We start from the raw sequence: 22693 nt of genomic DNA, 5'->3' as shown, positions 1-22693 counted from the left end.
TGCCGCTTTGAATACCAATTTTATTAAACGTTGATTTAATGCAACTGATATTTATAAGGGGCTAAAAAGAGGGCCTGTAAAACAAGCCCAATAATTTATCTAATTAAGGTGCTTAACCTAAGCGGTAATTTGGTGCTTCTTTAGTGATTTGCACATCATGAACGTGCGACTCACCCATACCTGCTGAAGTAACACGTACAAATTGTGGTTTTGTATTTAGCTCTTCAATTGTTGCACAACCCGTTAAGCCCATAGCGCTTCGTAGGCCGCCCACTTGCTGATGAATAATCGTTGCAATTGGACCTTTGTAAGCTACGCGACCTTCAATACCTTCAGGTACTAACTTGTCTGCTTCGTTTGATTTTTGGAAGTAACGATCTGATGAACCTTCTTTTTGATCCATCGCGCCCAATGAGCCCATACCACGGTAAGATTTGTAATAACGACCTTGGTATAATTCAACTTCACCTGGTGCTTCTTCTGTACCAGCAAGAAGAGAACCCACCATTACACACGATGCACCAGCAACAAGTGCCTTAACAATATCGCCAGAAAAACGAATGCCGCCATCAGCAATTACAGGAATGTCGCGACCTTTTAAGCCTTCAACAGCATCTGAAATAGCGGTAATTTGTGGAACACCACAACCGGTAACAATACGTGTAGTACAGATAGAACCAGGGCCTATACCGACTTTAACTGCATCAACGCCTGCATCTGCAAGAGCAATAGCACCTTCTGCTGTCGCTACGTTACCCGCAATAATTTGTAAATCTGGGTATGCTTGACGAGTTTGCGATACACGGTCAATAACCCCCTGAGAGTGACCATGAGAAGTATCGATAAGTAAAACATCAACACCCGCTTCAACTAATGCAGCAATACGCTCATCAGTGCCTGCGCCAACACCAACCGCAGCACCTACACGTAAACGGCCTTGGTCATCTTTACATGCATCTGGTTTATCTTGTGCTTTTTGGTAATCTTTTACTGTGATCATGCCTTTAAGTTTAAACGCATCGTCTACCACTAAGATTTTTTCAATGCGGTGTTCATGCATTAAACCTAAAATCTCTTCGCGAGAGGCACCCTCTTTAACAGTTACTAGCTTTTCTTTTTTAGTCATAACAGTAGAAACGGGCTGTTCAAGCTTAGTTTCAAAACGCATATCACGGCTTGTTACAATACCAACAAGTACATTATTGCTGTCGGTAACCGGAAAACCTGAAAAACCTTTTTCGTGCGAAAGCTCAATTGCATCTGCAATTGTTAAATCGGCAGTGACCGTTACAGGGTATGAAACAATACCTGCTTCGTAGGTTTTAACTTTACGTACGTTTTTCGCTTGTTCTGCGATGGTCATGTTTTTATGGATAAAACCAAGACCGCCTTCCTGCGCAAGGGCAATAGCTAAACGAGCTTCTGTAACAGTATCCATAGATGCTGAAATAAGCGGCAAGTTAAGTTTGATACCACGCGTTAAGCGAGTTGAAATATTTGCCGTGTGTGGCAAAACAGTAGAATGACCAGGTACTAAAAGTACGTCATCAAAGGTAAGAGCTTCTTTAGCAATTCTAAGCATTTTGGCAACTTCTCACATGTGGATCTAAGATAAGGAATTGCGGCCAAATTTTAACAGCGTTCTGAGCATTCGTAAATAATATTTCGCAATTATTTATGATAAACTTACTTTATAACTTGCCTCATAAATAATTTTAGGTTGTTTTTTATGTTTTCGAAGCCTTCGCAAACGGTTTACACCGTGTCGCGCCTTAATAGAGAAATTCGCACAGTGCTTGAGCAAGGCTTTGCATCTTTAGTACTGACGGGTGAAATTTCTAACTTTATTACCCCAGCATCCGGCCATTGGTATTTTTCGTTAAAAGACGATAAAGCGCAAATTAAGGCTGCTATGTGGCGAGGGAATAATCGCAACCAAAGCTACCGCCCAACTAATGGCGCACAAGTCACCGTTAAAGCACGTGTATCACTTTATGAACCTCGAGGCGACTATCAACTTATTGTCGAACATATGGAGCCTGCAGGAGAAGGTCAGCTTAAACAAGAGTTTGATGCACTAAAAATGCGCTTAGCTGCCGAGGGCTTATTTAGCTCAGCGTACAAAAAACCACTACCGCAAAGTATAAACCGTATTGGTGTAATAACCTCAGCAACGGGCGCAGCTATAAAAGATATTTTAACTGTACTTAAACGCCGTGCACCGCAATTAGAAGTCATAATTTATCCTGCAATGGTGCAAGGCAAAGAAGCGCATGTGCATTTAATTAATCAAATAGAGCTGGCAAATGCGCGCAATGAGGTAGACGTGCTTATTTTAGGGCGCGGCGGCGGATCACTTGAAGATTTATGGTGTTTTAACCACGAACAACTTGCCCGTGCTATTTATAAAAGTGAATTACCCATAGTAAGTGCGGTAGGTCACGAAATAGATACCACTATTAGTGACTATGTTGCCGATGTTCGCGCAGCGACTCCATCAGCCGCAGCTGAGCTTGTAAGCCCAAATACGCAGGAGCTACATAACAAAGTAACGCAATTAGTTAATCGCTTGTCTAACGCGTTTAAACATGACATTGCTGACAAACGCGCACTAGCAATGCACCTACAGCATCGCCTTAATTTATGCCATCCGCGTAACCAACTTAGTCAAAAATCACAACGTTTGGATGAGCTAAGCATTGCACTGCAACAAGCTATGCGAAACCGTTTATATCAGCAAGAGCGCACACTCAATAATTTAACGCCGCGTTTAATGCGCCAATCACCTGATAAAAAACTCGCTACAGCAAGCCACCAACTTTCGCAATTACAAGCAAGGTTAAACCAAGCTATACAACAACAATTACAGCAAGCCAATAATAGCCTAGGATTACAAGCAAGTAAGCTGGACTCGGTAAGCCCGCTTAATGTTTTAGCGCGCGGCTATAGCATAACTAAAACACAACAAGGCAAAGTGGTTAAATCGGTGGGGCAAATTAAAACAGGCGATGTGTTAATTACAGAGCTTGCCGATGGCTCTGTAGAATCGCAGGTCATACCTATTAATTAATACTGATACAATTTAAAGCTCTGTACTTAGCAACATTTTAAGTTCGCTATCGCTTGATGTGGAGGTAGTGCTTTTAAATTGTTGCCAAAACTCTTGTTCCATCAACTTGTCGTTTAGCTCTCGCCATTGAGCACTCCCAAATGCATCGTTATCAGTGGGGGCGGCAAGTTCAAATTCACATACTGTTTTTTTACATTTTGCACTAACAACGTCAGGAATAATTGCCAAATCTGCTGTTAATAAAAAATCTTGTAATGCCATTTCAGTACGATAAGCCCATTCTTCATCGCGCGTTTGATTTTCAAATTTATCACGTAAAATCTGCTCAAAATCTGAAGGCCCTCTCATTTGCTTTAAAATACTTTTAACTGTTGCTTTTTGCTCGGCGAGTTGTTGCTTAAGTTGCACAACTTGCTCATCAAGAGGTAAGTCATCGAGCTCTTCAGTTTCAGCCGTAATTGGAGCGCTAGCATCACTTTGCTCTAAACTAGCGACTTGCTCAGTAACGGCAGGTTTAACATCATCTGCAGTTACTTCATTACTTTTTGTTTGCTCAGCATTAGGCTTTGGCTGGTTTGCATAACCTTGCTGTAAATCAGTAGCCTCTGAATCACTTGAAGCTAAATTAAAATAACTCCAAGTTAAACCTACACCAGCAATAAACCCAATCCCTAGAGCCAATAAACTATTCTTGTTCATGTTAATTCCTTTTAAGTTTTATTGTTTTTAATTACTTATAGCATTGCGCTCGTATGTGATTCGTTTTCAGGTTCAGGATTTGCTAAAAAGTTTTGGTTCATACTTTGCGCCGGACAGGGACAATCCGGTCGACCAATAATTTTAGCTGGTACACCAACCGCAGTCGTATGCGCAGGTACATTACTTAGCACAACAGAGCCTGCACCAATGCGTGCGCCCTCACCTACTTCAATATTACCCAGTACTTTAGCGCCGGCGCCAATTAACACGCCCGCTCTAATTTTAGGATGACGATCGCCCTGCTCATTACCCGTGCCGCCAAGCGTTACAGATTGCAAAATTGATACGTTATCTTCAATTACCGCTGTTTCACCAATAACAATTCCTGTTGCGTGGTCAAACATAATGCCTTTGCCCACTTTACACGCTGGGTGAATATCTACTCCAAACACTTCAGATGTACGGCTTTGAATAAAACGCGCTAACTCTCTGCGATTTTGTTGCCATAAACAATTGGCCAAACGGTGCGCCTGAATAGCATGAAAACCTTTTAGGTTTAACATCACGGTAAGATGCGTTTCCGCAGCGGGATCTCTATCTTTAACTGCTTTAATATCCTCAGCTACAAAAGACAGCATACGGTCACATTTTACAAATGCCTGATCAAATAACTCACGAATAGTAAATGCAGAGACCACCGCATCAGCTAATTTATTAGCAACAATAAAACTTAATGCCGAACCTAAACAATCATGATTCAAAATGCATGAATACACATGACTTGCTAATAATGGTTCACGTTTTACTACATCGTTAGCTTCGTCGCGAAGCTGTTGCCAAATTGCATGACGCATAATACTGCACTGCCTTAAGTTGATATAAAATAGCCTTTTCCCAAGTCTAACGGATTTAGCCACAAAGGTGTTAATCCCTTAGTTATTTGTTCTGGTTATTAGATATAACTAGCAACTAGAAATGATATTTTAAATACTTACCTATTTTTTAGATTAAGTTATACGACAGTAGCTAAAATGAACAATACAGACTTAAAATATAATAAATCAATAAAAATCAAAAGCTAACAACATATGACAGCTCTCCTGTCATATGCCAAAATACATACTGGCGTACAGCTGACGGCGTAAATAACAAAAACAAACGCTAAATTAGCATCATCAACTCAACAAGGATAACGATGATGAAAAACGATATATTAAATACAAAAAAATTAGGTTACAAATTTTACTTTCAAGATGGTGACAATCAAATAGCCTGTTTTGGCAGCTACTTTACAGGCAAAGAAGAAATCTACGTCAACGACGATTTAGTTAGTAGTAAGCGTAGCGTTGGTAGAAAAAGCACGCATACATTTGAGTTTAAAGAACATAACTACCAAGTTAAATATCACATGCTAAATATCATCACCGGCAAGCTTGAATGTATTTTTTTTAAAAATAATGAGCAAATAAAGCAGCAAGAACAAACTGTACTTCCTTTTATTAAAGATCCGAAAAGAGCCGTCCTCTTTCTTTCTGCCTGTGTACTTGCCGGATACCTAGGTGGGTATTCAACCTTTGCGTTAATTGACTTAGTGGTAGGTAAATAAACGCATGCAACTTAACCCTAAAACAATAAAAGAACTTAGGCAGCAATTTAATTGGACACAACAGCAACTTGCCGATGCCTGCGATGTAAGCTTACGTACCGTTCAGCGTGTAGAAAAAGAAGGTGCGGCATCAAAAGAAACCACAATGGCTTTATGCGCAGTATTTGAAGTGCGCCAAGGCGAGCTTATAAATTTGGACGACTTAGAAGTAGATGAAACGGTTAAAGCCCAATCAACGAAAAAGTTTATTGTAGCTATTGCTATAAGCTCTTTAATTAGCTTTACACTTGGAGTTGGCTGTATGCTATTAATAACGAGCTTATGATATTAGTAACAAGCCTATGCTTTCGCTTAAAGTATTAATATAAAAATGCCTCAGAGCTTTAAGCACTGAGGCATTTTTTGTACGTTTAAAGATAGTCTAAAAACCGCTTAAATTATTGAAATACTTTATCGACTTTCATCACTTCAATATTTTTTGCAGGAATTGCCAGTTTATAATCAGCAATCACTTTATCCTCAGCCACAAGCTCAGCTGGTTTATCGGTGTTGTAAACCATTGGCGATGTTTGCTGCGATGCTAAACGTTTTTGCATATCAGCGCCGTCACCAGTAATAAACACATAGTGAACATTGTCTGTTTGTAGGTTTTCTTTAATAACGCGATTTACATCAGCAAGCGTTAGCGTTTTAAGTTTGTTAGTGACGTAACTTACAAAGTCATCTGTGTTGTAAAATTCGCTATCAAGTGCGTAACCTAATTGGCGGTTTTGACTTGCAACCATTTGCGGCACAAAGTTAATTAAAAAGTTACGCGTAGCTTCAAAGTCATCTTCGCTCATACCATTTTTAATGAGCTTATCTAGCTCAAACAAAGCGGTACGAGTTGCAAAGTGCGCATCGTTATTAGAGCGAAGTGGACGTAACCACACTTGAAATATTTGCTCTGAGCGCCCTAGGTTTGCATCAGGCTTGGTTTGAAACATGCCCCGTGGAAAGTATTCAATGTATGCGTAATCGCCGTAGTTCATACCGCGAGTTTCACGAATACGCTCATATAAAAAGCTGTTAGAACTACGGTGCTCACCAAAGTACGAACGCACAAGCCAAAGGGCTGTCCAGTCTTCGCTGCTTCTTATTGTATCAATAGGAAAACCAAACGAAACCGCCGTCGATTGCGCTGACTTTTCTACAATCGTTGCATGATGACCCTTAAGCGCTGGCGCATCAGGAATAGTTAAACGGCTTTGCTCACCTTTTGGTAGTGTTGCAAAGTCGCTCATCATTTTAGCTTTAAGTTTAGCAGGCACAGCCCCAATTAAACCAACCGTGAGTTTTGATTGCGTAAGCTCGCTGTTATAAAACGCTTTAACATCATCTAACGTCAACGCTTCTAAATCAGAAATATCACCATAATTGTAGCTTTCGTAAGGGTGATTTTTGTAAAGCGCACTGTAGAGCACTTCTTTGCCTAGCTCTTCATCGTTAGATGCTTTTAAGCCTGACTTAATGCCGTCGATCATTTCTTTTTTAAGGCGCTTAAAGTCGTCATTTCTAAAGCCTGGGTTGAGTAATTGATCGCTCACAAGTGCATACCACTGCGCCGCATTATCTTTATGTATACGCCCTTGAAACGACAGCATTTCTTTATCTATTTGGTAGCCAAAACTACCCGCAAGCGGATAAAGTGCTTTTTGAATATCTTTATAGCTTGTCGCCTGAGAACCGCCTTGTGCAAGCATAGCCGCAGTAAGCGCTGCAACGCCTTTTTTGCCTTGCGGGTCGGCAGCCGCACCGGTATTGAATAAAAAGTTAATATCAATTAATGGCGAGCTATTGGTTTTATCAAGTACTTTAAATGCAGGCTTCGCAGGTGCTTGTTCAAGCTTGGCTGTTAGCGCATTTAAATTAGCTTCTTGTTCAAACCCTGGGGCTTTATCAAGTGCCGACATTGTTACGGTAGTACGAGAGTTATCAACAAAGTATTTATTGGCAATCGCTTTAATATCTTCAGCTGTTACATTATCGGCCGATTTATAAAGCTGGTTTATAACCTCAGGATCGCGCTCAAAATGCATGTAACTGGCAAGCGTAGATGCAATCGCTTGTGATGAGTCTAAACCATTAATAAAGCTGTATTTAAGGTTCGATTTTAAATCACTCAGCTTTTGGCTATCTACAAGCTCTGTGCGTGCTTTTGCATAAGTGCGGTTAATAGCATCACGTGCTTTTGCTAAATCGTCTGCGTTTTCAACCTTAACAAATACGTGTAATAAACCCGGATCTTTAGTCTCTGGGTTATAGGTAAACATTTGGCTGGCAATTTGTTTGTCGACCACTAGCTCTTGATATAAATCAGAGTTATTTGAAAAATAAAGTTGTGAGATTAAATCAAGTGCTGCTCTGTCTTTTTTAGCAGGCTCCCACGCAGCGCCTTTGTAGGATACAAGTAACCAATGCCCTGGTAGCGCTTCATCTTGCTGGTGCAAATATTTTGGTGCTTGTTGCACAGGCTCTGCTTTAATGTCGGCAACATAGTTACCCTTTTTCCAGCTGCCCCAATGCTTTTTAACCATTGCCATTGTTGCTTGTGGGTCTACATCGCCCACAATAACAAGTGACACATACTCAGGTTTATAAAACTTAGCAAAAAACTCTTTACCATAGGCCATTTGATCAGGCATGGCTTCTATGTCTTTAAAAAAGCCCATCGTGGTGTGTTTATACGTGTGCTTATCAAACGCTTCTTCGCGTACAGCGCTGAGTAATTTACGAATTGGGCTGGCGTTATTTTTTAAGTATTCACCTTTTACTGTTTGCGCTTCGGTTCTAAATTGCTCTTCGGTGTAGGTTAAATTTTGAAAAATATCAGCTTCAAGCTCAAGTACTTCATCAAGATGCTGCTTTGAAAAATTTAAATGGTAATTTGTGTAATCGTTTGTTGTATACGCGCGGTTATCAACACCTGAATTTTTTAATATGTTTGAATACACATCTTCAGGGTATTTTTGCGAACCTTTGAACATCATGTGTTCAAAAAAGTGAGCAAAGCCTGTTTTGCCCTCTTCAACTTCGTTACGCGACCCAACCGATACCGGAATTTGCAGCGACACTACATCAGGGTAATCGGTTTTAACAACCATGACACGTAAGCCGTTTTCTAGTTCTTCAATTAAGTAATCTTGTGAAAAAACACGATCATCAGCTTTATTTACTTGTTCTTGTTGTGCTGTTGTTTGCGTGCTTTGATTTTGCTGCATTGCGCAACCGGTTAACGCCAGCGATACTGCTAAGCTGGTTGCTAATAATTTAAATTTCATTGTTGTCCCTTTTTAAATTGAGCAAATTTATTGTTAGATTATTAATACGATTATGCCTTAAAGCTAGTAAATGTAAGAGCTTTAGCCCATTTTTTATGTAAACAACTGTGTCAATCAGCCAGTTTATTAAATTATCAGTATGAATATTCCTCACCTAAGTTGAAAAACTTTCATTAAATAAATCTATCTAGACGTCTAAATGGCTGCTATATTAAAACTATTAACACGCACTTGGCTGGAATGAGGATTATGGCTTTATCATTAAAAGAGAAAATAGAAGACACCAATCAAGGTGTTTATCTTATTGGTACTACGCCGCCTAAAATTGGCACCGATAAAGCGCAATTAAAAACCATTGCAGAGAAGCTATTAGCTCGCTTACACGAAATTGAATACGACGGCGTGATAATTTACGACATTCAAGACGAAAGCAGCCGTACAAATCAGGCTCGCCCGTTTGCGTTTAAACAAACCGTTGATCCGCGTGAATACAGCCATTTAATTCGTAATTTATCTGCACAAGATGTAATTACTTATAAAAGTGTTGCGCAGCGTGGCGTAGGTGAATTTAAAGATTGGTTAAGTGAAACTAAAAACGACTACGATTTACAAAATGTAGTTTTAGTAGGTAGCCCATCATCGCTAGGCGATATAAAGTTAAGCCTGCCTGATGCATATAAAGTATTGACTGAGCAATCAGATGATTTCTTTTTAGGTGGCGTTACTATTGCTGAACGCCATTCAAGCAAACGAAATGAGCACGAACGATTAATAGAAAAAACAGCACAAGGTTGTCAGTTTTTTATATCGCAAGCTGTTTACGATGCACAAGCGACTATAGAGCTAATTACTAGCTACGCACGTACGTGTAAAGCGCAGGGTATTACACCACAACGTATTATATTAACGTTTACCCCGTGCGGCGGCGAAAAAACCTTAGAATTTATGCAATGGTTGGGTATCTCAGTGCCAGAGGCAACTAAATGGCGCATGCTTGATGCAGACAATACATTAAGCGAATCGGTCCGTATTTGCCGCGAAAACCTCGACTTAATACTTAAAAGCTGTGCGCACCTAGACGTGCCACTGGGCTTAAATATTGAAAGCTTAACAAACCGTAAAGAAGAAATTGACGCGTCAATTAACTTATACCGTTTATTAAAAGCCATTATGGAATTAAACCTTGCTGAAAAGCTAATAGCTTAAAGCCAAGGCTAAAAAAATTCACACCCTTCTTGGCAAGCCTCATGGCTTGCTTTTTTATGGGGAGAATTTAATTTAAAGATACTTATTTCAAGTTTCATCAAATCCACCACAAGAGACATAATGTAACTTAGTATTATTTTTTATTTAATTTTTTGGCCTGTTTATACGCTTGTTTATTTTTATACATTGCGTGGTCGGCATCATTTAATAGCGCTTCAAAGGGCTGCTTTTGTTTATTAGTAAAACTATAACCTATGCTGAGCGATAAATCGCAAACACCTTCTTTTAGTAAAGCATTTGTATACTCAGAGGATATTTTATCCATGATGTAGCTAATTTTGCTTTTATCGCTTAATTGCATTACTGCAACAAACTCATCACCACCTAAACGCCCTACTATGTCGGCATCTCTTAAATGGCTTTTTAACGTATCCGCTAGAATAATTAAGGCTTTGTCGCCAACTTCATGCCCAAAGGTGTCGTTTAATTTTTTAAAGTCGTTTATATCAATAAACAAGCAACACACGTCAAAGCCTAAACGCAGAGCTAAATTAAGCTTTTGCTGAGCTAGTAGGTTAAGTGCTCGGCGATTATAAATATCTGTTAATGAGTCTAACATGGCTATTTCGCGCATTTGTTCATAGCTGTAAACAAGCGCAAGGTCGTCTTCAATTAAATCGCGTAGTTGCTCTATGAGCTCAAAGTATTCATCGGTATAGCTAGTTATTTTAGTGTCTTTTAAGCATAGCGTGCCAAATACTTCACCTTCTGGCCAATGAATAGGTAAGCCTAGGTAGGATTCAACACCATCCTCAACTACTTCTGGTAGGGTGTTCCATGCATCGTTATTGCTTGCATCATTAACATATAAAATATTATTAGTTTCAGCGACGTGCCGACAAAAAAGAGGTGTTTGAGGGGGAAGTATCGGGTTTGTTTCAAAGTTGGAACCACCTTCGTTACTTTTTATAACAACGCGATAGCCTTTGCTTGTTGCCTGAACTATATAACCAGACGGGGCTAAAAAAAGCCCCGTGATAAGATCGATTGTTTTTTGCCATTTATGCAAAGATATTTGGCCATCAACACCAGAGAATGCCCATTTATCAGTTTCAAACATTAACTTTACCTCGGCTATTTAATAGCTCCAGTATAGGCAAAAAAGTAAAATAAAAGCTATTATTTACGACGTCTACTTGGCTCTCTTTTACCAGTAATGCGTTTTTTATCACGCTCTTTTCGCGACTTGTTAGTATTTTTACGATTATCTTTTGGCTTTTTATTAGGATCTGGCTCGTAACCTTCTAACCACTGCGGCGTTAAACGCGTATCGAGTAACACTTCAATTTCTTCTAGCAGCCATTGCTCATCAAGACTTACCAGCGACATAGCAAGTCCTTGTTCACCAGCACGACCTGTACGGCCAATACGGTGCACGTAATCCTCGGCAATGTACGGTAGTTCAAAGTTAATTACGTATCGAAGTGTAGAAATATCTAAACCACGCGCAGCGACATCGGTTGCAACAAGTACGCGCGTAATACCTTCTTTAAAGTTTTGCAATGCACGGTCGCGTGCGCCTTGCGATTTGTCGCCATGGATTGATTCGGTTTTTAAACCGTCTTTACACATTTCTTTAGCGAGCTGATCAGCCATTTGTTTTGTGCGAGTAAAAATAAGCACTTGGCGCCAGTTTTTCATGCCAATCATATGCGATACAAGTTCGCGCTTACGGTCTTCATCAACAGCGTAAATAACTTGTTCTACTTCAACCGCAGCTGAGTTACGTTTATCAACCTCAATTAGCTCTGGGTTTTTAAGTAGTTTTTTACTAAGTTCAAACACGCTGTCATCAAACGTAGCTGAAAATAGTAAAGTTTGGCGATCGCCCGGGATGTGTCGCAATATACGTTTAATTTCATCAATAAAACCCATATCAAGCATGCGGTCGGCTTCGTCAAACACTAAAGAGTCTACGCTTGAAAGTATCACGCTGCCTTTAACTATATGATCAAGCAAACGTCCCGGTGTTGCCACTATGACTTGTGCTGTTTTAAGTGCTTTAATTTGAGGGCCAATACTTGCGCCACCATAGGCTAAAGCACCATTGATGTTAGTGCCTTGTGCATACTTTTCAAAGCTGGCAAATACTTGCTGAGCAAGCTCTCGTGTTGGCGTTAAAATTACAACGCGGGCAAGGCCTTGCTCATCTTTTTTAGGGGTATTTAAAAGCTTATGTAATAGAGGTAAAACAAAGGCGGCGGTTTTGCCCGTACCTGTTTGCGCGCTGCCCATTACATCACTTCCAGCTAAAATAGGCGGAATAGTTTTAATCTGAATTGCGGTAGGCTGAGTGTAATTATTTTGCTCAATCGCTGTTAATAATAACGGGTCGAGATTAAGTGATGTGAACGTATTGGCAGACATAGGCTTAGCTTTAAAATAACAAAGAGCGCTATTGTACGCATATTACTGTACTGCGTAAATTAACCAGCCCAGAAAAGTATTTTATCGTGATTGCTCTCTTTCGCTTTACGCTAAAACGATAAAAAAGGCGCTAAATAACCTTTGTATTTAGCGCCTTTTATAATTTTCTGTAGCTTTAAGTTGGCTTTAGTGTTGCTTTACGTTCGTTGTAAAACGCGATTAAATCGTCAACGGTTGCTTGGCAGTATTCGCGAATACCCGAAACCACCATGTGCTTTTCACCACTGCCCACTTTAACGCCGTTTTCTAACAGGTTAAAACGTAGTGTAATTTTTCCGCGCTTACCAGTGTACTCAAAACTAGGCTCTGCAAATTCAAGTATTGGCGCAGTTATATCAAGGTTATCAAGATTAATAAGCATTGATTCGTAAATTATCATCGGACGAGCAGGGTTTATCATTACCTCTTGCTTACCCATTAATGGGATAATTACATGCGGAAAGGTAGTACCAGAAAACTCAACATAATTTTTTATTAGACTATTAGTTAGTGCTGGGCATTGGCTGGTTTTACCGCTGCGCTTTACCTTTAAAATTACTTTTTCGCCATTGGTTACATCAAACTCCTCAGCTCCCTCAGGGAAATGTAGTTTGGTGTTTTCATCAACCATACCGGCAAAAGTAAACTCCATTTGTTCACTAATACCGTAGCGCTCTAGTACCAATGAAAAAAGTAAGTCTCCTGGCGCGCAAAACTTTTTGGCATCTTTGTCATGAAGTGGATTAAAATCATCAGCAACGCATTTAGCGAATCGACAACCCTGCTCACGAGAGATAGAAACATAATCAGCGTGCTGCTGAAAAAAAGGACTTAACATAGTGTGTTCACTGCTTAAACTGCTTATAACCTAGCTATACTACCAGAAAAAAAATATTGAGAGGTCGAATCTGTTAGATTAATGGCTTAATAAAACATAGCAATAAAAACAAGGACTTTTATTTAGTAGCGCTATAAATTTTATGTGTTTTTCGTACTACAAAATATCGATAATACGACAACCCTTTCGCGCTACTTGATAGTTTAAAGTGTTATAAGTGCGTATTTTCAAGGTTATATAAATTTATATGCTCTGCTCAGCATCGGGCTTTACGTTGTTTTATACTACTGTGTGCTAAATGCAAAGCGGGCAATAATACGCGCTATGTTAAGTACTGTTTTTATAACTTTCTCACTTGCATTAGCACTTCATTGGGTGCCTGGTTTTAATAACCTCCCTATTGTTATAGATGAGCGTATTACAAGCGATGCGATTGCTTTTACCTTTTATGCAAATTTTGATAAAGCGATGGCGGGGTTATTTCTTTGTGCTTACTTTTATTCGAATAAAAAAGCCTTAAAAGCAGACTCTAATAAAGTAAGTCGATTAAACGTTAAACAGCCTATTTTTATAATTATTGCTACGGTTTTAGCTTCGCTCACTATAGCTTTAATGCTTGGACTTGTAAGCTTTAACCCAAAAGTGCCCAACTTTTGGTTAGCCTTTATTGCTATTAATCTTTTATTTACCTGTGTAGCTGAGGAGGCTTTGTTTAGAGGTTTATTACAAACCAAACTTAGCCAAATCTCGTTTAGCACTACCAACTCTGATAATGACAGCTGCAGTGTTTGCTTTGACACATTTTGCTGGAGGATTTAACTATGTATTAGTTTCATTTATTACAGGCTTAGGACATGGCTATATTTTTATAAAACGCAACGCTTAAAGTCTGCTATTACATGCCATTGGCTAGTTAATGTTTGTCACTTCTTTTTGTTTACTTACCCTATACTCAGTAAAATCTAAATACATTTACAAATGCTAACAATTTACCCGTTAGCAAACATTGTCAGCATTTGATTTTGTTAGTAATTTACTACTTTAAATAATAAATTAAAGGACTAAAAAATATGCTACGTTTTATAATGGCAACAACAGTGCTCGCCACAATAACGGGTTGTTCAGGAATGACTTATCATACAGATATAGACAACGGCGTTTTATCTCAAGAAATTGGCACTTACGTTAATAAAAGAGGTTTACAGCAATTTTATAGCGACCAAGAAGCACACGAAAGTGGCGCAACACTTTTAGGGCGAATAGAAGGTGAAAGCTGTGATGGCGACGGTATGGGTAACAATAATGTAAGTTACAATCGCTCTAAATCAAACGCGATTGATTTACTTAAAGCTGATGCTATGCGCAGAGGCGGAAATGCTTTTACTATTAATTCCTGTAGTGAAACGTCTGTATCATATTGCGATTTGTCTATTTTATGCACCGGACAAGCTTACGACTATCAATAAGTAAAGGTGCAAATTATATATTAAGCGCAAAGCTAAGCAGCACACGCTTTCCAGACTCGATTTTAGATACGCTGTGTTCGTACTTATCGGGTCTGAACAAATACACGCGATTAAATAAATTTATAATGCATTTGGAGCATTTAAATACCCCGCCAGTTTTAGGCTTTACTAGTACAAAATTGAGCTTGTAATAGCGACCTTGCTGCACAGGGTCAATATGATTCATTACACTGTGATTAGTTGGGTAAGTAACAAGGTTTATCGAAAATGTATTACTGCTGAAAATAGCTTTGTTTTTAACTGTTGCGATCATACTGCCTCCTTTTGTTTAAATGGCGCATTTTAGCATTTGCTAAAGCGCCAATGCTTGAACTAAACAATATCAATACGCGATGGCATATAGCCAAACAGCCTGAAACAAAAAAGCCGAGCTTATTTACAACCTAATAAGCTCGGCTTTTAAAAGTACATTGTTTAGCAATTATGCACTTGGGTATTCGCGGTACGCACGCTCTATATTTTTAGCCTGCTTTTTAGAAATACCTAAATGAGCAAGTGCTACACGTAAACGAGCACGTGATAGGTCAGACCCCAATATTTCCATTGCATCAAGCACTGACGTACTTGATGTTTTGCCAGTAATTGCGACAAATATTGGCTCTAAAAAGTCTTTAATTTTAAGCTCGTGGAATGTAGCCACTTCTTTTGCTATTGCAAAAATAGCGGGCTTATCAAAGCTACGCAAGCCTTCAAGCTGCCATACAAAAAATTGTAGAGCTTGGCGTATTACGTTTTCGTCTGCTTTACCGGCTGTTAATAGCGCAGGATCGTAAGTTGGAATACCACCTACAAAATGCCCAGCAAGCTCAACCATATCCGAAAGGGTATTAATACGCGTTTTAGCCTCAGGTAATACTTTAGCTAACATTTCACCATTAAACTTCCAATCTACAAAGCGCTGAATTAACTGCTCGTCGGTTAGATTTTCACGGATCCACATGCCGTTTAACCAGCTTAATTTATCTACGTCGAATACTGGACCACCAAGCGATACACGCTTCATGTCAAAGTTTTCAATCATCTCGTTTAACGTGAACTTTTCACGCTCATCTGGCATTGACCAACCCATACGGCCTAAGTAGTTAAGCACGGCTTCTGGCAGGTAGCCCATTTCTTTATAGTAGTTAATAGACGTTGGGTTTTTACGCTTAGATAGCTTTGATTTATCTGGGTTACGTAGTAATGGTAAGTGACCAAGTACTGGTGCTTCCCAACCAAAATCTTCATAAAGCTTTAATAGCTTAGGCGCTGAATTAATCCACTCTTCGCCACGGAAAATATGGCTAATTTGCATATGGTGGTCGTCAACTACGTTCGCTAAAAAGTACGTTGGGAAACCATCCGCTTTTAAAAGCACTTGCATGTCTACGTTTTCCCACGGGATCTCAATTTCATCTCGTAGGTAGTCGTTAAACTTAAATGTGCCTTCGCTTGGAATTTTCATTCGTATAACGTAAGGTTTGCCTGCCGCTAAGTTTGCTTTAATTTCTTCATCTGTATGGTTTAAACCACGACCGTCGTATTTAGGGCGCAGGCCTTCTGCCATTTGCTCTTCACGCATTTGTTCAAGCTCTTCGCTTGTTGCAAAGCAGTAAAACGCTTTACCATCGTCAACTAACTGGTGCGCGTATTTTTTGTATAAATCGCTACGCTCAGATTGACGGTAAGGACCAAACTCGCCACCCACATCAGGACCATGATCCCACTCAAGCCCTAACCAGCGTAGGCTATCCATAATCGCAAGTTCAGACTCTGGCGTGCTACGTACTTGGTCTGTATCTTCTATACGAAGTACAAATTCACCGCCTTGTTGTTTAGCAAAACAGTAGTTAAATAAGGCGATATAAGCGGTGCCAAGATGCGGGTCACCAGTTGGCGACGGGGCAACACGGGTGCGAATTGTCATGGTAGATTCTCTTTAAATAAGTGAGATAGTAAAGTGGTTTATGCAGCTACTTTGTTTAAGTAAGCAATAATATCGTTTGATTCATACATCCATTGTACTTGGCCATTTTGCTCTATACGCAGGCAAGGCACTTTAACTTTGCCGCCTTGCTCTAGTAACTCTTGACGATATTGCTCATTACCTTTGGCATCACGCGTTTCTATATTCAGGCCTTCGCGTTTAATAGCGCGACGTACTTTTACACAAAACGGGCATGCGTTAAATTGATACAGTTTAAATTGTGAGGTTTGCTGATCAAGCTGTGCTTGCTCGTCGCTTGCACGCTTTTTACTGCGAGGAGTAAATACAAAATTAAAGAATAAGATTATACAACCTAAAAACCAACGAACTAATTTCATGTTCTGCGCTCTGTTTACAACAATTTAAGGAGCCAGATTTTAGCACAAATTTACAATCAAAAAAGTGGAATAATTCGAGAATTATACTCAGATAATTTAAAATCTGTTTCTAATAATTTATTCAAAGTACTGCTATAGCAATACCATATTATCCCTATGAAGTACTTCTGCGCCACTATCGTAATCGAGTAACTGCCCTATTTGGCTAGAATGCGCACCCTTTATTTTATTAACCTCGGTACGACTAAAGCGCGTTAAACCACGTGCAATCACTTGATTATTAGTATCTATTAAATCAATTAAATCGCCTCTTTCAAAACGTCCAAATGCATTAGTAACGCCTTTAGCGAGTAAGCTTGCACCTCTACTTTGCAGCGCTGTAATAGCACCTGCATCTATAACAATTTGGCCGGTACTTTTAGGCCCAGCTAGTAGCCATTTTTTACGGCCATCTTTTGGAGCGGTAAGTTTTAAAAAACGCGTACCTGGTAATTCGTCACTCATGCATTTTAAAATAACGTGTTTGCCTGCGCCTTTAGCAATAATAACTTCAACACCTGCGCGCCTTGCAATGTCGGCTGCTTGTAGTTTAGTTGCCATACCACCGGTGCCTAAATTTGTGCCACTGCCACCAGCAAGTTGGCGCAGCTCATCATTTATATGTGTAACTTCGCCAATGAGGGTGGCATTGGCATTAGTGCGTGGATCGCTGGTAAACAACCCTTCTTGATCGGTAAGTAGCAGTAACTTATTAGCATTAGCCAAAATAGCGACAAGTGCCGATAAATTATCGTTGTCGCCTACTTTTATTTCGCTGGTAGCGACTGCGTCGTTTTCGTTAATAATAGGCACAACGTCGTAATTTAATAACGCATTGAGTGTATCGCGGGCATTAAGGTAGCGCTCTCTGTCGTCTACATCAGCGCGAGTTAGCAGCATTTGCCCTACATTTACACCGTATAAAGCAAACAAGCTCTGCCAAATATGAATAAGTTGACCTTGCCCAATTGCAGCAAGCATTTGTTTATCAATTAAGCTTTTGCCACAGGGTTTTAATAGTTGTTCACGCCCAGCAGCAACTGCACCGCTCGATACTAAAATAACCTGGTGACCTTGTTTTTTAAGCTCGCAGCATTGGCGTACTAATTCAACCATATGTGCTTTATCTAGTTTATCGGTGCCGCCTGTAAGTACGCTTGTACCAAGCTTTACAACTATTACCTGCTCCCTTTGCATGTGCTTTTTACTAATCATTGATTAAAGATTAATTAATTTATACCAGCTCGGTATTTTTGAACAAGTTAAAAATTTTCATGCTAGGATCTGATTTTATTAAATTAAGTAAATTACTCTTTATGCCTGCCAGTTTATGTTTAATTATTGCCACCTTTTTATGGGGCAGCTCTTTTATTGCGCTCAAATACGCCATTGCTATTTACGACCCTGCATTGGTGATATTTTTACGCATGCTCACCACGTTAGTTTTGTCGCTTTGTTTATGGCGCTATGTTATTCGGTTTGAGTATTTAAAAGGTGACTGGAAGTATTTAGTGGGTATGTCGCTTGCTGAGCCTTGCTTATACTTTTTATTTGAAGGCCATGCAATGGAATACACATCAGCCTCGCAGGCTGGGGTTATTGTGTCGTGCTTACCTATTATTATTGCGCTACTTGCCTTTTTATTACTTAAAGAGCATATAAGCAAAGCTATTGTTGTTGGTTTTACGCTGTGTATTGGCGGCAGTATTTTACTTACGCTTCTTTCACCAAGTACCGACCAAGCACCTAATCCGTTGCTAGGTAACTTTTTAGAGCTTATGGCGATGGTGTGCGCTGCATTTTATACCGTAAGTATTAAACATTTGGCTAATCGCTACTCGCCCCTGACTTTAATTGCGTTGCAAGGTATTAGCGGCAGCTTGTTTTTTGCGCCATTTTTATTTTTTATCGACCTACCAAGCGAAAACCAACACGACTTAACTGCACTCATGAGCATTTTGTATTTAGGTTCGTGTGTAACTCTTGGCGGGTATGGCATGTATAACTACGCAATTAGCAAGGTATCGGTATTAACCGCTGCTGCTTATTCTAATTTAATTCCTATTTTTACACTTATTTTGTCAGCTATTATTTTGGGAGAAGTGCTCAACGTTTGGCAATGGCTGAGCATATTTGTGGTATTTATTGGTGTAATGGTAAGCCAGCGGCATCAAGAACTTGTGGTTGATATACCACTTAGCGAATCGGGTGAAGACATTTGCGCAGATACAAGTAATCTTAAATCAGTACCCGAGGCAAGCGAATCAAAAGGATAACAGGTAAGCAAATACAGCCCGGGGGTTTGTAAAAATGTGTTTTGGGATTGATGAATAATCTCAATCCCCGTTACCTTATAATTTTGTATCACCCCACTTTGCAGTTGCAAAGTAAACGCCTCTCCCACTTTTGCGTTTTGTAAAAATGCAAAGTGGGTGTCGTTATGCCCTGCTATTAGCGCGCCTTTTTCGTTTCCAAATTCTTTTCCGCCAAGCTCCCCTGCGGGTAAAAATTGGCTAGGCGCAAACGCTAAATTACGACCACTGGCGCCAGCCAATACACTTAATGTTTTATTATGGCTTGGCCAATCAAGCTTTGCAGTCACGTAGCTGTCGGCGTAATACCACGGCTTTACTTTAGTGCTGGGTGATTTAAGCGCCTCTTGCCATGCTTGTTCAATTAATACTTGAGCAAGCCACGCTTTTGCCTGCATATAAGCGCCGTGACCAAATAATCCAAGCCCAGCGATTAGTAAGCCCGCGCTTAGCCACTTTCTCATTTAAGGATTCGCTCTGAGTTTAAATTTAAGAGCACCAAATCCCAATAATAAAATACAGCCTAATACTATCTGCGGCCTGCTTTGCCCATCGGTTTGCGGTAAACGTATTGCCATACCTTGTGGAACTGCATTAGTAGCTTGCGCCGTTTTCTCTGCCACCTCTTTTATTTGAGTTTGTTCAATCGCTATAAATGCAGTAAACGGACTAAGTAATTGATGAGTAAGCGCAAGCTCTTGTACTTCATCTTTAACTGTACTTTGCTCGTTATATAAAAGTAATGACTTGATTTTTTGGCGCGCCCACAATTTTGCTATACCTTGAGCGCTTGAGCTATTTTGTATACTTAATTTAATACTTAAAGGCCCTTGTGCTGTTTGCCCAGTAAGTACCACATTTTTAGCATTATTAAGTTTTATAGCGACCATAATAGGCTCGCCAAAATATAAATCAGGTAGTGGTGATGGCCAAAAATCAAAACTGTTACCGCTTTCATCGCTTAGCGCCAAATTAGTAATAGCCGGATGCGCAAGCTTATCAAACAATTGCTGCATTTTAGGTTGCACCTCACTTGTGCTGCCTATAAACGTAAATGAGCCTTTGCCGACATCTGCCGCTCGGCGCATAAAAAAGCTATTCGGTGCGCTGCCAATACCTACCGTAAATAAGCGGCTATCGCCTAACTTACTTTGAATATTTTTAAACAATGCATCTTCATTACTTACGCTACCATCAGTTAAAAATACAACTTGGCGCACAAAACCATCAAACTCGCTACCATCAAGTACAGCATTAAGCGCACCTTGTATTTCTGTGCCGCCGTCGGCCTCTAGGCTATAAATAAATCGCTCTGCACGGCGTAAATTAAAGTCACTGGCTATAAGTGGTTTATCGCTCATTGGAGTTACTAAGTTGTCAAAACCAATAATGTTAAAGCTGTCGTCGCTATCAAGTAATGACAGCGCATAAAACAACGCTTTTTTAGCTTGCTCCATAGATTGCCCGTGCATAGAGCCTGACGTATCAACTACAAATACCATTTCGCGAGGTAAGCGCTGAGTTTCTGTAAAGTGATCCCCCGGTGGCATTAGCATAGCAAGCCCGTATCGGTCACCATTTTCAAACTGCTGAGTAAAAAATGCAGCTTGAGCTTGCTCTTTTTGCAGCGGTTTAAACTCAAGTACAAAGTCGCGATTAACTGCATTTGCTTCATTTAATGCTATTTTATATTGCCCAAACGCAGTGTTTTGTACATCAACATTATGAAATTTAGAATTGATATCCACCAGTTCTAAGCCGACATCTATATCAATATTTAAGCTAAATTGGCTGCTTAGTACGCTATCATTTTGAGTACTGCTTTTAATACTGTAAACAGGACTTAACCATCCCGTTGGGAGCGGATTTACATGCGCTTTATTTTGAGTATTAACCTCACCACTAATCGCGTGATAACGCGGTGTAATGGTAGTAGGAAACCTAATAGCGAATGTACCGCTGCTGTAATCAATTATTTCTTGATACTCAAGCTCAATAATCACTTGCTCACCAGGGCCAATATTTGCCACATTAGTAATAAACATATTGGCGCGTTGCTGGCGTACAAGGGTCGCTTGCTTACCTGCTTTTTTAGCCTCCTCGTACTTTTTTTCGGCTTCCACTTTTTTATCAATTTGGCCTTTAATGACTCGCTCACCTATACGCATTGTCATGGCGTGCACGGCGCTTTCATCAGGCAATGGAAAAACGTAGCGCGCATTAACCGCAAACGGGTTTTCGTTTTGATAGGTTTGCGTTACTACAACATGATTAATTAGGCCGGTTAAGGTCATATTGGCGTCGCTTTTTAATATTATTGCTGGTCCTGCTGGCGCACCATTGCTATCAAAAAGTTCTAACTTGGGTGATTGCGCATGGCTTTTAAAGCTTGCTAACAGCACAATCACTATGAATATAAAAATGCTTACTTTAGTAAGCATTTTGGTTGGTTTACTCAACATAAAATCACTCCATCGAACGCTTTGTTTTAACTAGTTTTAGTTACTCGCCGTTTGGCCATTTGTTGGGTTCATTGAGCGAGTGGTAAGCGTTACACGTCTATCAAAAAAGTTATCTTCCACCGTGTTGCTATTAGCCAATGTTTGCTGCTCGCCAAATGCCTGCGTGCTTAAGCGTTTATGGCTCACGCCGTGTTTTATTAAATAGCTTTGCACGGCATTTACACGCGCTTTAGAAAGTAAAAGGTTAGCTTGCTCATCGCCGCGTTGATCGGCAAAGCCACTTAAATCAAGTGCGAGTTGTGGTTGGTTGTTTAATAATGTAACGAGTTGGTCTAACTGCGATGCAAAATGCGGAGCAATAACACTTGAACCTGTTTTAAATTGCACAGTCATGGCTAGTAAGTTATTAATTTGAACTTGAGTTAACTGCTCATTTTGATTAGCAAGTACTTCTAGCTGTTGCTCTAACATATTGTTGTGGTTAAGCACGTGTTGGTAATCGCTGGTTTTTTCTTTCATAACCGTAATTGCACGCTCTTGCTCTGCAATTTTGTTATCAGCTACTTTTGAATCACCTATTAAACCGCCAGCAAATGCCCCAATAAATGCACCTATTGGCCCGCCTACTACGCCGCCAATAATAGCGCCAGCTCCTAGCCCAATAGCCGTTTCTTTATGGGTTTCTTTTGATGGCGTGTTAGATGTTGAGGCAATTGCTGGAGTACAAAAGCCAGCTACAAGGGTTAACGCGATTAATGTCTTTTTCATGATGTGATCCTTTAAATTACTTTTTAATTTATGATGTTTTGTTTTGATGGGTGTATTAAAACAAGCTCAAGTGGCAA

General features: G+C 39.9%; 22 protein-coding genes. 8 read left to right on the top strand and 14 right to left on the bottom strand.

Translation table 11 applies throughout. The features are described from left to right. Positions 1-112 precede the first annotated feature (112 nt). Positions 113-1582, bottom strand: a complete 1470-nt coding sequence (gene guaB / locus V6260_RS05415; RefSeq protein ID WP_341593032.1) for an IMP dehydrogenase — start codon at positions 1580-1582, stop codon at positions 113-115. Between the two features lie 147 nt (positions 1583-1729). Between guaB and xseA the strand changes: the two genes are divergently transcribed. Then, on the top strand, positions 1730-3070 hold the full coding sequence (gene xseA, locus V6260_RS05410; RefSeq protein WP_341593031.1) for an exodeoxyribonuclease VII large subunit: 1341 nt from the start codon (positions 1730-1732) through the stop codon (positions 3068-3070). A gap of 12 nt (positions 3071-3082) precedes the next feature. Here the strand turns inward: xseA and V6260_RS05405 are convergent, their stop codons facing one another. Continuing rightward, the gene (locus tag V6260_RS05405) at positions 3083-3769 is read right to left on the bottom strand and encodes a hypothetical protein (protein ID WP_341593030.1); all 687 of its coding nucleotides are present in this window, start codon (positions 3767-3769) and stop codon (positions 3083-3085) included. A 35-nt stretch (positions 3770-3804) separates the two neighbouring features. Next, positions 3805-4623, bottom strand: a complete 819-nt coding sequence (cysE, locus tag V6260_RS05400) for a serine O-acetyltransferase (RefSeq protein ID WP_166420913.1) — start codon at positions 4621-4623, stop codon at positions 3805-3807. 344 nt (positions 4624-4967) lie between these two features. On the opposite strand from cysE, the gene V6260_RS05395 reads away from it, so the two are divergent. Together V6260_RS05395 and V6260_RS05390 are read left to right on the top strand one after the other, a co-directional pair. After that, a complete protein-coding gene (locus V6260_RS05395; RefSeq protein ID WP_341593077.1) occupies positions 4968-5375 on the top strand; it encodes a hypothetical protein in 408 nt (135 codons plus the stop codon). Between the two features lie 4 nt (positions 5376-5379). After that, complete coding sequence (locus V6260_RS05390) at positions 5380-5700, top strand: helix-turn-helix transcriptional regulator (RefSeq protein ID WP_341593029.1); 321 nt, start codon at positions 5380-5382, stop codon at positions 5698-5700. A 112-nt stretch (positions 5701-5812) separates the two neighbouring features. Here V6260_RS05390 and V6260_RS05385 read toward each other — a convergent pair whose 3' ends face one another. Then, the gene (locus tag V6260_RS05385; RefSeq protein WP_341593028.1) at positions 5813-8695 is read right to left on the bottom strand and encodes a pitrilysin family protein; all 2883 of its coding nucleotides are present in this window, start codon (positions 8693-8695) and stop codon (positions 5813-5815) included. Positions 8696-8944: 249 nt separating this feature from the next. Here V6260_RS05385 and V6260_RS05380 point away from each other — a divergent pair, with 249 nt between their 5' ends. Then, complete coding sequence (locus tag V6260_RS05380; protein WP_341593027.1) at positions 8945-9901, top strand: hypothetical protein; 957 nt, start codon at positions 8945-8947, stop codon at positions 9899-9901. Positions 9902-10034: 133 nt separating this feature from the next. Here V6260_RS05380 and V6260_RS05375 read toward each other — a convergent pair whose 3' ends face one another. The 3 genes from V6260_RS05375 to V6260_RS05365 form a co-directional block, all read right to left on the bottom strand. After that, entirely contained in the window at positions 10035-11021 is a 987-nt protein-coding gene (locus tag V6260_RS05375; protein WP_341593026.1) for a sensor domain-containing diguanylate cyclase, read from the bottom strand. A gap of 59 nt (positions 11022-11080) precedes the next feature. Then, a complete protein-coding gene (locus V6260_RS05370; protein WP_341593025.1) occupies positions 11081-12328 on the bottom strand; it encodes a DEAD/DEAH box helicase in 1248 nt (415 codons plus the stop codon). 175 nt (positions 12329-12503) lie between these two features. After that, the gene (locus tag V6260_RS05365; protein WP_341593024.1) at positions 12504-13205 is read right to left on the bottom strand and encodes a DUF3581 domain-containing protein; all 702 of its coding nucleotides are present in this window, start codon (positions 13203-13205) and stop codon (positions 12504-12506) included. Positions 13206-13529: 324 nt separating this feature from the next. On the opposite strand from V6260_RS05365, the gene V6260_RS05360 reads away from it, so the two are divergent. The 3 genes from V6260_RS05360 (at position 13530) to V6260_RS05350 (ending at position 14671) form a co-directional block, all read left to right on the top strand. After that, positions 13530-14024, top strand: a complete 495-nt coding sequence (locus V6260_RS05360; protein WP_341593078.1) for a CPBP family glutamic-type intramembrane protease — start codon at positions 13530-13532, stop codon at positions 14022-14024. Beyond that, the gene (locus V6260_RS05355) at positions 13978-14091 is read left to right on the top strand and encodes a hypothetical protein (RefSeq protein WP_341593023.1); all 114 of its coding nucleotides are present in this window, start codon (positions 13978-13980) and stop codon (positions 14089-14091) included. Before V6260_RS05360 ends, V6260_RS05355 begins: the two co-directional genes overlap by 47 nt. A gap of 184 nt (positions 14092-14275) precedes the next feature. Further along, positions 14276-14671 (top strand): hypothetical protein, encoded by a 396-nt coding sequence (locus V6260_RS05350; RefSeq protein ID WP_341593022.1) that lies wholly within the window; start codon positions 14276-14278, stop codon positions 14669-14671. A 13-nt stretch (positions 14672-14684) separates the two neighbouring features. Here the strand turns inward: V6260_RS05350 and V6260_RS05345 are convergent, their stop codons facing one another. From V6260_RS05345 to proB, 4 genes are all read right to left on the bottom strand, one after another. Then, on the bottom strand, positions 14685-14984 hold the full coding sequence (locus V6260_RS05345; RefSeq protein WP_149615116.1) for a 2OG-Fe(II) oxygenase: 300 nt from the start codon (positions 14982-14984) through the stop codon (positions 14685-14687). Between the two features lie 168 nt (positions 14985-15152). After that, positions 15153-16637, bottom strand: coding sequence for a glutamate--tRNA ligase (gene gltX / locus V6260_RS05340; RefSeq protein WP_341593021.1), 1485 nt, complete (start codon positions 16635-16637; stop codon positions 15153-15155). A 38-nt stretch (positions 16638-16675) separates the two neighbouring features. Continuing rightward, positions 16676-17035, bottom strand: a complete 360-nt coding sequence (locus V6260_RS05335) for a glutaredoxin family protein (RefSeq protein ID WP_341593020.1) — start codon at positions 17033-17035, stop codon at positions 16676-16678. 132 nt (positions 17036-17167) lie between these two features. Then, positions 17168-18271, bottom strand: coding sequence for a glutamate 5-kinase (gene proB, locus V6260_RS05330; protein ID WP_341593076.1), 1104 nt, complete (start codon positions 18269-18271; stop codon positions 17168-17170). Between the two features lie 119 nt (positions 18272-18390). Between proB and V6260_RS05325 the strand changes: the two genes are divergently transcribed. Then, positions 18391-19350, top strand: coding sequence for a DMT family transporter (locus V6260_RS05325; protein WP_341593019.1), 960 nt, complete (start codon positions 18391-18393; stop codon positions 19348-19350). Here V6260_RS05325 and V6260_RS05320 read toward each other — a convergent pair. The 3 genes from V6260_RS05320 to pdsO are packed head-to-tail and all read right to left on the bottom strand — an operon-like array spanning position 19245 to position 22616. Beyond that, positions 19245-19850, bottom strand: a complete 606-nt coding sequence (locus tag V6260_RS05320) for a class GN sortase (RefSeq protein WP_341593018.1) — start codon at positions 19848-19850, stop codon at positions 19245-19247. The two genes, V6260_RS05325 and V6260_RS05320, sit on opposite strands and share 106 nt — an antisense overlap. Then, the gene (locus V6260_RS05315; RefSeq protein WP_341593017.1) at positions 19851-21848 is read right to left on the bottom strand and encodes a marine proteobacterial sortase target protein; all 1998 of its coding nucleotides are present in this window, start codon (positions 21846-21848) and stop codon (positions 19851-19853) included. It abuts the gene before it with no gap. Positions 21849-21884: 36 nt separating this feature from the next. After that, positions 21885-22616 carry a sortase-associated OmpA-like protein PdsO gene (gene pdsO, locus V6260_RS05310; RefSeq protein WP_341593016.1) on the bottom strand — a complete coding sequence of 244 codons (732 nt, stop codon included), beginning with the start codon at positions 22614-22616 and terminating at the stop codon, positions 21885-21887. Between the last annotated feature and the right edge of the window lie 77 nt (positions 22617-22693).

It is taken from the genome of Pseudoalteromonas aliena (assembly GCF_038155085.1).
GTDB classification, from domain to species: Bacteria; Pseudomonadota; Gammaproteobacteria; order Enterobacterales; family Alteromonadaceae; genus Pseudoalteromonas; species Pseudoalteromonas aliena_A.
The sequence above is the reverse complement of the archived record's forward strand: the minus strand, read 5'-3'. Positions and strand labels throughout refer to the sequence as shown.